A 12,810-nucleotide genomic window follows, 5' to 3' on the forward strand; every position below is an offset into this window, starting at 1 on the left:
TTGATATGTCCTACCGATCGATTGGCGTGACTTCGGAGACATGGGCCTCAACCTGTTCACGGCGCAGCCAGAGTTCGCGGAACTTGTTGTCCGAGAGCATCTGGAGTTGGTCGTTATAGTGCGTCGTGCCCGGCTGGCGTGCGTTGCCATAGCTCATCAGGCCGTAAGCCTTGATGGGCGTGGAGAACTCGACCATGGCAACCCATGTTTCACCATGTGTCGGGATACGAATTCCATCTTTCGGCTCAGACCATGTGATCACGTCGAACGAGCCAAGATTGCCGTAGCCACCGCTACCCGGAACATCAAGGCCATCCAGGATGAAGCGCGAGACATCACCATAGACCGGATCGATCTGGCCATAGCTTGCCTTCGTGCTGGCAATCGCCTTGCGCAGCATTTCAACGGCTGCTTCCGGATCCTTCAGGCCTGATGGTGTGGTGATCGGCTCGTCGGCAGACCACGGCACGGCAAACCCGTCGAGACCTGTCATGCGTGGGCCAGCGAACAGCTTGCCCCAGGCTTCAAACAGGACACCGGCGCGGTTCTCTTTCGAGAAAGTCCGGTCCCAGTCGGACAGGAGCTTTACAGCGGCCTGCATGTCGGGATCAGGATCGTTCGCAGCGGCAGCCAGCAGGTCCGGCAGGACACGTTCCGCCATCAGGGCATGCTGGGCCAGTTTGAGTTCCACGAAATCATCAAGCGTGATGTCCTCCGCTTCGGTCATCATGGTCAACGAGTCCTGCGCACGCATGGAGAGAGGCGTACGGGGCGCAAAGTAAGGCGGGAAGTCTTCCGGCTTGTATGCGACAGGCAGGGTCGCTTCCCATGGCGGATCATTGGAGTTGGCCACGAAGCCACTCTCTGGATCGGTCACACGCGGCAGGTCTTCATACGGGTGGACATCCGTCCACAAGTATTCGGATGTGTCGCCGGGAACGAGGCCCTGCCAGAACTTGATATCGCCAGAAGAACGCTTGGGCGCAATTCCATTGAAGATATACTCAATGTGCCCGTCACGATCAGCATAGCTGATGTTGAAAGTCGGCACCTGAAGGCGCGACATGGCCTCGGTGAAATCGTCATGGCTATCGGAGGTCACCATGTCGAAATACTGTTCGAGCATGCCGCCACGGTCGAGACCCGCCACGCGCAGGGCAACCGTCTTGCCGTCAGGACGGTCAAAGACAGGTCCGTGAACGGTATAGCGAATGCTCAGCGGCACTTCGAGTTCGGACCCGTCCGGCTGCTTCACCTTGTAAGATGTTTCCTTCACTTCAAATGGCAGCACTTCGCCATCGAACAGATAGCCATTGTCCTTGAGGGTCAGTTCATAGGTCGTTGCGCCGACCATGCCGTTGACCGTGTTGGAAATGCCCATCTGCTGGTTGAAGGCAAAGCGGATGACCGGCAGGCCGATCTGCGTCGCGCCATAGACTTCAAAGTCCGGCCCCACGAGGTGAGCTTCATAATAGATGAAGAAAGGCACGGTCCAGGGCAGGTGCGGGTTCTGCAGCAGCATCGTGTTGCCGCTTTCGGTCTTCGAGGGACCGACCGCCCATGTATTCGAGCCCTGCTGCTCCAGCTCGGGCGGATCGCCCTCCCCGATCGTGCGGTTGGGTGAAGCAACATAGACAAAATTCATCAGGCGGTGCGCGTGGGCAACAACGTCGACGCCGCTGACGGGCAGGACGACTTTCAGCTCTTCGTCGATCTCGTCAGGATGGGACGCAGCATAGGCGTTCATGCCTTCTGCAAAGGCATCAAGTTTGGCGCGGAATTCCGGTGAATAGGCGTCATACCAGACCTGGGCGCGCTCAGGTGTGCCGTTCATGACAAGCCACTTGGCTGTCTCTTCGTATTCAGGGCCCCAGTATTCGGCGCCCTTGCCGCGGGCTTCGCCATAGAGGCGCAGCACCGTGTTGGCATGACTGTGCAGCTGGGCCCAGCCGTAGCCGTAGAAGACGCTCTCGGCATCCGTGCCGTAAATATGGGGAACGCCGTAGGTGTCCCACAGGATCTCATTCTTGACGACGTCCGGACGGTCATCGTGGATCGGCGTTACCGCATCTTCGGCTGGCGCTTCCACAACGAGTGTCTCAGTGACAGCCGCCTCTTCCGTCTGTGTTGTACAGCCAGCTACCGCCAGCTGGACGACGGCCATGCAGGTTAATGCAATCCACCTCATATGTCGTTCCCTTCAGAATCTTTTGAAAAAGAAGGCAGGCCGAAGACGGTTTCCCCTCCCCGGCCCACCTGGATGTCAGACTACCACTTGTAGGCGCCGCGAACGAACCAGGAGCCGCCCGTGAAGCCAAACGGCGCCAGTGTATCGTACATGTTGGAGCCATTGGTCGCGCCGGGTTCCCGGATCTGGTCCGGATACTCGTTGAAGATATTGTTCGCACCGGCAAAGAGGCTGAACGCTTCCGTGAACGCGTAACCAATTTCGAGATCGGCGATCCATGCAGGATCGACATCATAGTCGGCAGTCGGGTTGGAGGCGTTGCGCACTGTGTAGGAACCAAAGCGGGTCGCCCGGATGTTCGTGGTGAACTTCCCGATATCCCAGTTCGCGCCGAGGGTAATCTTGGAGTCCGGGAGGGCGTCGGTAATGGCCCCCTGCTTGCTGCGGTCAAAGATCTCGATCGTGCCGAGCGACGCCAGTTCAGGGGGATTGTCCACGATGCCTGTGATCTTGGCATCGTTCTTGTTGAAGCCCGCATTGAAGTGGAAGTCGCCATAGTCGGTGGCGAGGCGATAGGTGGCAACGACATCGATACCCTTCGTGCGAGTGTCAATGGCGTTGGTATAGTATTGGCCGCTGATTTCGCTCGACAAGCCATTTGCCACAAGAATGGCCTGGATCTGGTCTCCAACTGTCGTGCCTGGCACGGCAGATGGCCTGGTATCGGCCGGCGAGAATGTCGTCGTGACGGCGATCCGGTCATCAACATCGATCTGGTAGGCATCCACCGTCAGGGTGAAGTTCTCAAATGGTGTGGCGGTGAAGCCGATACTGAAGTTCTTCGACGTCTCCGGCACCAGCGGCGTTGACCCGAGGGCGACGGCAGCCGGTGAATTCACTGGCAGGTTCTTGAGGAGCAGCAGCTCTGTCTCACCATCGCCGTCGAGGTCCCGGAACTGGCTCGTCGTTGACGAATAACTCTGCTGCGCGAGCGTTGGTGCCCGGAAGCCGGTATTGTACGATGAGCGCAGAGCGAACCAGTCCGTCAATTCGTAACGGCCATTGACCTTGAAGATTGTCGTGTCGCCAGCATCATCGTCGAAGTATTCATAGCGGGCAGCGGCACCGAGGAAGAGTTTCGGTGTTGGAGTCCAGCCGAGTTCGCCATAGGCACTGAGGTTGGTGCGCGTGGCATCTGCTTCGTCGTCCGGTCGGAAGCCGGGTGTCGCCTGCGCGCCGGGGGCGAGCCCCATATAGTCACCTGCAGCATAGCTGGCTTCATCACCGGCCTCGACCTTGTAGTTTTCCCAACGGTGCTGGACGCCGAAAGATGTCTGCAGCTCCCCGCCACTGGACAGCGGATGCGCCTTGGTGATGTCGATTGCGTTGGTCCATTCACTGGCGATCAGACGGCCGACTTCGAAGAATGTGGGGCTCGTCGGACCAAGGCTAGCATTGAGACCGTTCGAGTTCTCCCAGTCCGTTATGTCTGTGCCGTAGTTGGACGAGACATCCCATGCCCAGCCGGAACCCGTTTCACCGCGGAAACCACCGGCGACTTCATAATCGTCCTCAATGATCGTGAGGCGCGGACGGAAACCGTTCGGATAGAGTTCAGGCAATGAAACCGGATTGCTTGGTGTGCGGAATGACCAGTTGAGGATCGATGTACGAGCGCCATACGTACCAAATGCATAGCCTTCAAAACCACCGAAATCATATGCCATGTTTGCCGAGAAGATGTCCGACTTCTGCGGGAACGCGCCATAGTTCTTGGTGACCATCCGGTCGATGCTGGCTTCGCGCGGATCACGGCTGCCATCACCAAGCAATGGATACAAGTTGATGTTTTCGGAAATCGGCACCGCCCGGTTGGACTCATCGCGGTCCATGTAGCTGTAGGACAGGTTCAGGAAGCCCTTGTCGCCGAGGGCAATGCCCTGGTTGGCAGACGCCGTGAGCGCTTCGCCGTCACCCCGATCAAAGTTCTGGCCGTAGGATGCCGTGGCTTCGCCGCCTTCAGCATCCTCCTTCAGGATGACGTTGATAACGCCCGCAATGGCATCAGAACCATACTGAGCGGCCGCGCCGTCCCGGAGGACTTCGATACGCGCGATGGCAGAGGACGGGATCATGTTGAGGTCAACGCCGGCCGCGCCATTATAGAGCGACGACACCGAGTTGATCAGGGCCGTCTTGTGGCGGCGCTTGCCGTTGACCAGAACAAGCGTCTGGTCCGGGTTGAGGCCCCGCAGGCCGCCGGTAGCGATCACCGTCGCCGTACCACCGCCTGCCCGTGTTGGCAGGTTGAATGACGGCACAAGGTAGCGGATCGCTTCGAACACGCCAGAAGGGCTGCCTTGCGAGATTTCGTCGGCGGTGAACACATCGATCGGCGTAGGGCTGTCGATGACGGAGCGCGGTGCACCGCGAACACCGGTAACGATAACCGTGTCCTGGATGCTGCGTTCGTCTTCAACCGCTTCAGTCGCTGGAGCGGAGGCGGGTGCCGGCTCTGTCTCCAACTGCGCCATCAAAAAAGGGCGCGCTGTCTCTTGCTCCTGTGTGGAGGAAGCATCGACCTTAAGGGTCAGGGCGCCGTTATTGCCCGCCTGAAGCGCCAGTCCGGTGCCTTTCAGCAACTGGTCGAGCGCCATGCTGGGCTCGAGATAGCCTCCGACAGCCGACGAGGTCTTTCCCTTGACCAGGTCGGAAGGCGCCACGATTACAACGCGCGACTGCTCGGAATACTTCATCAGCGCTTTCGCAAGCGGCTGGGACTCAATTTCAAAACTTGCGAGCGTCGGCTCGGATACCTGAGCCAGTGCGGCCTGATATTGCAAGGCAGTCAGGCAAACGGCTCCAACGAGCCCGCCCTTTGCGATTGGGTGAAACTTCTTGCGCATTACATAAACCCCTTATGTCGTCAGATCCGGTTTCGGCAGTCCACGCCTGCCTCAACAGAAGCCCCTCAAACGAACGCTCCTGATAACCCTGACGACCCACGCGCCGGGATTATCCAAAAGAATCATATATTTTAATTTCTGGCGGTTGATGCTGCCGGCATGCGTGAATTTTGGTCAACTGACGCAAGCTGTTTGGGCACGCGAAACCAGCCAAACTCCATCCTCGAGCCTGTACCTGCCGATTATTGCGCGGTGCGCAGGATGATCTCGTTGGAGGCAGTGTAATCAGCCTGGATGTCGTATGAGGCCTCAAGGCCGGTGATGAACTGATCGATATTGTCGACACCAAAGGCAGCCGTGACTCGCAGATTTTCCATGCCGGGCGATTCAAGGATTATCTGCTGACTGTTGTACCGGTTGGTATCCGAGACGATTTCTCCGAGGCTTGCGTCCTCGTAAGCAAGCCAGCCCCGTCGCCAGGCCGCCGCAGATTCTGGTTCCACCATTCCGAATTCGCGTTTCACGGAACCGATCTTTGCCGTGACTTCATCCCCTGCCCGCAGTACGTCCTTCGAAACTTCAGGGCGGTGTTTTTCAGCCCGCACGGGATCTTCCGCCTGAAGCACCTCAACCACACCCTCAACCACTGACACCTTCACGGAATCAGCACGCTGGCGAACGTCAAATTGCGTGCCCACGACGCGTATCAGTTTGTCACCCACCTCCACATAGAAGGGCCGTGTCGCGTCGTGACTCACATCGAAGAAGGCTTCGCCTTCGCTCAGCCGGACGATGCGCAAATCGTCAGTGAAGCGCGACTCAATGCGCGAGCGCGCGCCGAGCGTAACATGCGTGCCGTCGGGGAGCAGGATATCCCGTATCTCTGCGATCTGTGTCTCGACGGCGGGAATGGGATCAGCCGGGGCGGCGGGCACGCTTGAGCTCGTTTGCGCCAGGATAAATCCGATGGCCACAACGGCAACGCCCGCAAGTCCCGCGCTGATGCGGCGCACATCGCGCCATGCGGGTTTTGCAGCAAAAGGCGCCTCAAGCACTGGCGCGTCTGCATCGGTCTCCATAACGAGCGAGAGATCGCCCATCAGCTGTTCCATGTCACGATAGGCCAGCAAGTGACGCGGATCCGACGCCAGCCAGGATTCGAACTCCGCCACCTTGTCAGGCGTCGCTTCTCCCGAATGGAGATAGACAACCCAACCGCGCGTGACGGCGTCAATCTGATCCTGTTTTACAGTGCTCTTCGTCACGTCCCGCTGACCATTTCAATTATGTGTTTCAGCGCTTGAGCGCGCCGGAAAGTGCAGCAAGAGCGTATTCCATTTGCCGGTAAACATCCCCGTAAGACCAGCCCGTCTCTTCTGCAATCTTCTTGTATGTATATCCCAGTTCGCGGTGGAGCCGCAAAACCACCTTCTGCTTGTATGGCAGACTTTCCACCGCAGCGCGAATGTTTTGAAAGCGCTGCTTCTCTATCAGCAGGCGCTCGGGCGACAGGTCATCCAGCGACTGACCCGAATACTCGGCAAGCACCGTGCGCGCATATTCGAAATGCCGACCGGACCGACGCTTGTGATCGTAGACGATATTGCGGGCCGTAACGAGCAGGAAGGCTTTCGGATTGCGCACGCGCCCCGGGTCTTCCAGTGCAGCCAGGCGCTCAAAGGCCGCTTGCGCAACGTCTTCGGGTTCTGGCGGACCTGAGCCAAAGGCTTTTCGCAACTGTTGGCACAAGTCCTTCCAGTGGCTCCGATAGAGGTCGTCAAACGTCCCTTCAGTCACACGGGGCCGATCTGCGTGGACACTGGTCCCATCAGATCGCGTCAGATGTGCTCTCAAGGAATAATCGCCCACGACCAAACCGCTCCCAAACCAAACTCAGTCGACACAAAACTGACAAGGAGCGCAAGGACAATCCCCTCAACAATATCACGAGCCCAGCTCAACAATCTGCGCGACATTCGCGCAGATCGGCCGCCAACTGCCTCGCGAACCAGCCTCAGCCGGCCGTTTCGCCTAGGAAATGCCGAATGGCCCTGAGGGATTCTGGCTCGTTCAGAAGCGGCGCGTGCCCCACCCCCGGAATGGTCGCCAGCGAGGATCGCTTGTGACGCCTCACCATTTTGTCGGCCGTTTTGGCCGAGAGGATGTCGGAATGCCCGCCCCGTATGACGAGCAGGGGCGCGGGCTTCATTTTGGCAAACAGGCGCCACATGCCAATACGCGCCGCCAGGCCGGGCGGCTTGTCAGGTGCCGGCGTGATGATGGCTGGATCGAAGTCCGGAACGACCAGTCCATTATCCTCTGCGCGACAGGTGCGTCGCGCGAAGGCCATCCAGTCCTCAGGGCTGAGGCCCGGATATGGCACCGCCTGAGCATGCGCGATAGCTTCAGCAGCAGCGCTCCAGCTCTCGAAGCCCGACGCCGGCGCAGCAGACGTCATGATCCGCTGGAGCCCCGCCTGCTCGACGATGGGGCCGATGTCGTTGAGAACGACGCGGCTGATGCGATCCGGAATCATGGTCATCAGGATCATCGAGATGATGCCACCCATCGAAGTTCCGATGAGATGGACACGGTCGAGCTTGAGCTGGTCGAGCAACACCAGCACATCACCCGCGTAGATGGCTGGATTATAATTGGCAGGGTTTGGATCCCGGGCCGACTGGCCCCTGCCCCTTACATCAACCGAGATGAAGCGCGCGGGCATGCCCAGCGCCGCTATCATCGGCTCGAAATCCTTGTGGTTGCGGGTCAGCCCGTGGAGACAAACAATGGCTGGCGCACCGGTCGACGGGCCGTAGCTTCTGGCGTGAAGTGCGAGGCCGTCCGACGCCGTGTAGAAAATATCGTCCCCTGTCATGGCATCGCCGCCGCGCGCAGGGCATCGCGATCATAATGGCGCGCCGACATCATGAGACAGCCGATGCTGAGCGCATTGAACGCCAGCATCGCCTGCAGCGCGAGGCGCAGCGAATCCGCATGGCCCTGAAGCAGGAACATGTTGCTCATCACGCCCGCGAGGGTCGGCCCGCCGCCAATCCCGATAAGCGTCAGGCAGAACAGCATGAAGGCCGATGCAAAGGCGCGCATGCGCAACCCGACAAGCTCCTGCGCGGCTGTATAGGCGATGCTGGCATAGATCAGGCCGACAAAGCTCGGCACGATGTTCCAGGCATAGGCGGCCATCAGGCTGTCCGCCTGCAGGAACATCCATGCAAAGGGCAGCGCAACGGCCGAGCAGATGGCGATCGTCCAGGGGCGCCATTTCTGACTGTTCACCGACATGCGGTCGCACAGGCGTCCGATTGCAACGGCGCCAATCCCGCCGACGCCGCCGATCAGCAGCCCAAGCGGAGCCGAGACCTGCCCCGGCCCCACGCCATAGGTCCGCTGCAAATGGCTCGACGTGAAAACCAGGAATGCATTTGCCGAAATACAGATCAGGCAGCATCCGGCGAGCAGCCAGAGGAAAGACGACTGGCCGGCAATGAACTTCAGAGTCATGCCCAGCGGCGGGGCCTCGGCCTTGTTCGAGCGCGCCTCCACGGCGCCGCGCACCGGCTCACGAAGTGTAAACCGCACGAGCACAGCCAGAACCAGTCCCGGAATACCGGCGATGAAGAAGGCCGCCCGCCAGCCCAGCGTCTCATAGACCAGGCCGCCAATGATGAAGCCCGCGAGGATTCCGAGACCTATGCCTGTCGTGTAGATGCCGAGCGCCATTGCCCGCTCCTTCGGCCCATAGAGGTCGGCAATGATTGAAGTCGCCGGCGGCGTACCGCCCGCTTCGCCAACACCAACGCCCATGCGCGCGAGCAGCAGCTGCCAATAGCTCTGCGCAAAGCCTGAGAGCGCCGTCATGCCTGACCAGACCATCAGGGCGAGCGCGATGATCTTGCGACGATCGCCGCGATCCGCCCACATGGCGATCGGGATGCCGAGCGTGGCGTAGAAGGCCGCAAAGGCGAGGCCCGACAGGAGGCCAAGCTGGGAATCATCCAGATGGAGATCAGCCTTGATCGGCTCCAGAAGGATAACAAGGATCTGCCGGTCGATATGGTTGAACGTATAGACCAGCGTCAGGAGCGCCAGGACATAGGTTCGGGACTGGCTGGGCACCGGCAATGCCGGACTCTTAGGCTCTGTGATCTCTCGCGCCATCGGGACATATACCTTGTGGTTTTAAAGAGGCAGCAAGCGGGTCTCCGGGAGGTCTGGAGACCCGCTTGCCCTTGTCCGCCGATCAGAATTCGACCGACAGGGAGGCCGTGATGGTGCGCGGCGGTCCGTAGAAAGCCGAATAGGCACTGTCGACACCCAGCTGGCTTGGCGTGACGAAGTTGTATGCCGCGACGCGGTATTCTTCGTCGGTCAGGTTCCGTCCGTGCAGACCGAGGCGGTACTTGCCGGAAGGCGATGTCCAGACAGCGCTGAGATCAAGCAGGCTGTAGGATTTCGGATCCAGTGCCGGTCCGCCCGCCGGGAAGATCGCACTCTGTCCGGCCGGGAAGCCGGGGTTCGCGACGTTGAACAAATAGTATTCGTCACGATAGGACAGCGATCCGGTCAGGGAGATTTCGCCGCGATTGGCGCCGAGACTGTTGGTATAGTTCAGCGCGACCTGTCCCTGCAGTTCGGGCGTGTTCTGGGTGACGAACTGGTCAGCCACATTGACGCCACCAGACAGGATTTCCTGGATCTCGGCATCGATATAACCAAGGTTGCCGGACAGGGTGAGCTGATCGGTGAGGAGCAGCGCGCCTTCGAGTTCAAAGCCCGTATATTGAGACTCGCCCGCATTGAAGACTGAGGAGACAAACGTGTCATTGACGCCGTCATTGTCGGAATCCGCGCCGCTCTGAACGGTGATCTGCTGGTCCTTGTAATCGGCAAGGAAGATGGCCGAGTTCATCGTTAGGCGACCATCAAGGAACACGCCTTTCAGGCCGATCTCGTAGCTGTCGACTGTCTCAGGTCCGAAACCCTGCTCGGACAGGCCTGTCGGATCGAGGTCTTCGCGGGCCCGCGGATCGAAACCGCCTGCCTTGAAGCCCTGCGCGTAGGTTGCGTAGAGGTTCAGGTTATCGGTTGGTTTGTAAGAGACTGAGAGGCGCGGCGTGAACTGGTTATCGTCACGCGAGACGTCGTTATAGCTCGTCTGCGTGGCAAAGAAGATGGATGTGTTCGAAGGATCGAATGAGCCCGAACCCGCGCCCAGCCACAATTCCCGTATAACGTCCGCCGTCGTTTTGTCTTCGGTGTAGCGGCCGCCGAGCGAAACGCTCCACTGGTCGTTCACTTCATATGTGAAGTCCCCATAGAGCGAGAGGTTCTCCTTGCTCTGGTCGCCAGCCTGATAGACCGTCAGCCCGAGACCGCCAAGGATGACATCGAAGGCGCCGTTTGCATTGCCATCGAGGTAATAGACACCCATCACGCCAGACCATGGGCCGCTATCCAGCAGGAGCTGGAATTCCTGGCTGAACTGATCATCATAATAGACGGCCGGAACATCAAAGTCGTTCTGTGGCAGGGCATCGAAGTCGATCGGCGTTACCGTCTCGCCTTCACGATAGGCCGTGATCGACTTCAGGGTCACGGCATCGTTCACATCCCATTGGGCCGTCAGTGAGTAGCCTTCGGTCGTCACGGAGTTCTTGTCGCCGATGCCGGCGCGCGTGTCGTAAATATCGCCTGTGACAGGGATTGTCCCGTCTGCGCTCGGCAGCAGGCGGTGGCCGTGCTTCGCATTGGAATCATCTTCCGAACGGTCATAGGCAAACCGAACCGAGAAATCATCGGTCGGCGTCCAGTCAGCGCTCAGGCGATAGGCCAGCACATCCTTGTTGTAGTGCTCGGCGCCCGTGTTCAGGTTCTTGCCATAGCCATCACGTGTATATTTCGCGATAGCGCCGCCAATGGCGAGCGTATCGCCGATGGGCGTTGAGCCAGAGAGAATACCGTCCAGCTGACCGTAACTACCGAAATTCATTTTCGCCTTGAGTTCCGGCTCGTTGCTGAGCGGCTTGGTCACATACTTGATCGCGCCGCCGATCGTATTCCGGCCATAAAGCGTACCCTGCGGGCCGCGCAGGACTTCGATACGGTCGATATCGAAGATATCGAGGATCGCGCCCTGAGGACGGGCGACGTAGACATCGTCCACATAGAGGCCGACACCGGGCTCAAAGCCCCAGAGCGGGTCCTGCTGGCCGACACCGCGAATAAAGGCCACAAGGGTCGAGTTCGAGCCGCGCGCCACTTCGATGGTCGCGTTGGGCGTGGTCCGCTGGATCGACGTGATGTCGACCGCGCCCGTCAGTTCCAGCTGTTCGGAATCGAAAGCGGTGACCGACAGAGGCACATCAATGAGGTTCTGTTCGCGGCGTTGCGCCGTGACCGTGATGGCTCCAAGACGCTTGGCGCCATCCTCGTCTGTCGTGCTCTCCTGCGCCTGGGCAACGCACAGCCCGGCATTGAGCGCCAGTGCCGAGACGAGCCCAAGACGGATTGGTCCTGCGATATGAGTCTTCATTTTATCCTCCCGCGGATTGTTTGTTGTTTGAGCAGGACGATATCGATTTCGGAGAAACGCACTACGACCGGAAGCGTCAAGCGGAGTGAACACTTTCGCTCACGCGTCAGCCAGCTTTCAGGGGTTTGGCCTGTTTCGCAAACTCGGCCGGTGTCAGCCCCTTCCACTTCTTGAAGGCGCGATTGAAGGCCCGGATGTCGGAATAATTGAGCGTTTCACACACCTGGGTGACAGAACGCCCATTGCTCAGGAGATACTCGGCCTTGTTGAAACGAGACTGGCGAACAAGGTCGCGGAAACACAGGCCTTCTTCGTCAAGCCGGCGCCGCAACGTCGCCACACTCACGCCCAGTCGCTCGGCGACCTCACCCTGGTCGACGCAATCTTCCGCCACGAGTTCGAGAATGCGCGCCGAATAGCTCCTTTTGTCGGCACTGGGAGACTTGCGCTCCAGGTGGCTGATGACGCGCGCAAATATCCCGTCAGTGCTGAGGTCAATACGGTCGATATTCGGTATCGTCTGGCAGGCGATGTCATGATCATACACCAGCTCATAGGCCGGGCGGCCAAACTCCAGGGGCACATCCCAGAATTCGTTCTGGGTGTGCGGCGTGCCCGACCGGGTGCGCTGCAGGCGAACCCGCCGGATGGCCTGTGTCGCAAGCCCGTTGCTCAGACTGTCGAGCAGGCAATGCACCTTGATGAGGAGACAGTCGCCGACGAAATGCATCAGCTCGGTATCGTGCCGGAAACGGTAGGGAAAGGTCGAATCGTCCACGACGAAGGCCGAGTGTCCGGCGCCCACCCGCACGGAGTTGTACGGTGCGCCGTGCATCATGTTGAAATGCTCGGCGAGGCTCACCATCGCGTCCTGAAGCGTGCGCGACTGCTGCGCCTGGGCGATGACGAAATTGCCGGTCTTGTAGGTCAGCGTGCGCTCGGAAAGGCGTGCCGTGAGGTCGTCCAGCGACTGGGCAATGTCGCGCTGGATTCGGTAATAATCCTTCAGCTCCAACCGCCGCTCAGGGTCTGTTGCGCGCATGCCCTCCACGAGACCCAGCCGCGCCAGAATCCCCTCGACGTCGACGCCGCTTTCAGCCGCCGACACGAGAATAGGCCTGACCTGGGCGAAGAGGACACTGGTCGCGCGAAAACTCATATTG

General features: G+C 59.5%; 8 protein-coding genes. All 8 read right to left on the reverse strand.

All coding sequences use genetic code 11. From position 1 onward, the window contains the following. Positions 1-10: 10 nt before the first annotated feature. A complete protein-coding gene (locus tag HY30_RS16990) occupies positions 11-2,188 on the reverse strand; it encodes an acylase (protein ID WP_241765768.1) in 2,178 nt (725 codons plus the stop codon). A gap of 80 nt (positions 2,189-2,268) precedes the next feature. Beyond that, a complete protein-coding gene (locus HY30_RS16995) occupies positions 2,269-5,094 on the reverse strand; it encodes a TonB-dependent receptor (RefSeq protein ID WP_034743636.1) in 2,826 nt (941 codons plus the stop codon). A 242-nt stretch (positions 5,095-5,336) separates the two neighbouring features. After that, the gene (locus HY30_RS19535; protein WP_051615627.1) at positions 5,337-6,359 is read right to left on the reverse strand and encodes a FecR family protein; all 1,023 of its coding nucleotides are present in this window, start codon (positions 6,357-6,359) and stop codon (positions 5,337-5,339) included. A 28-nt stretch (positions 6,360-6,387) separates the two neighbouring features. Next, entirely contained in the window at positions 6,388-6,891 is a 504-nt protein-coding gene (locus HY30_RS17005; protein WP_162176969.1) for an RNA polymerase sigma factor, read from the reverse strand. 217 nt (positions 6,892-7,108) lie between these two features. Next, on the reverse strand, positions 7,109-7,972 hold the full coding sequence (locus HY30_RS17010) for an alpha/beta fold hydrolase (protein WP_034743642.1): 864 nt from the start codon (positions 7,970-7,972) through the stop codon (positions 7,109-7,111). Next, complete coding sequence (locus HY30_RS17015) at positions 7,969-9,273, reverse strand: spinster family MFS transporter (protein WP_034743646.1); 1,305 nt, start codon at positions 9,271-9,273, stop codon at positions 7,969-7,971. Before HY30_RS17015 ends, HY30_RS17010 begins: the two co-directional genes overlap by 4 nt. Before the next feature lie 82 nt (positions 9,274-9,355). Continuing rightward, positions 9,356-11,647, reverse strand: a complete 2,292-nt coding sequence (locus HY30_RS17020; protein ID WP_034743649.1) for a TonB-dependent receptor — start codon at positions 11,645-11,647, stop codon at positions 9,356-9,358. Between the two features lie 106 nt (positions 11,648-11,753). Further along, a complete protein-coding gene (locus HY30_RS17025; RefSeq protein ID WP_034743652.1) occupies positions 11,754-12,806 on the reverse strand; it encodes a helix-turn-helix domain-containing protein in 1,053 nt (350 codons plus the stop codon). Positions 12,807-12,810: the final 4 nt, after the last annotated feature.

Origin of the sequence: Hyphomonas chukchiensis, from assembly GCF_000682695.1 — a bacterium.
Lineage (GTDB): Bacteria > Pseudomonadota > Alphaproteobacteria > Caulobacterales > Hyphomonadaceae > Hyphomonas > Hyphomonas chukchiensis.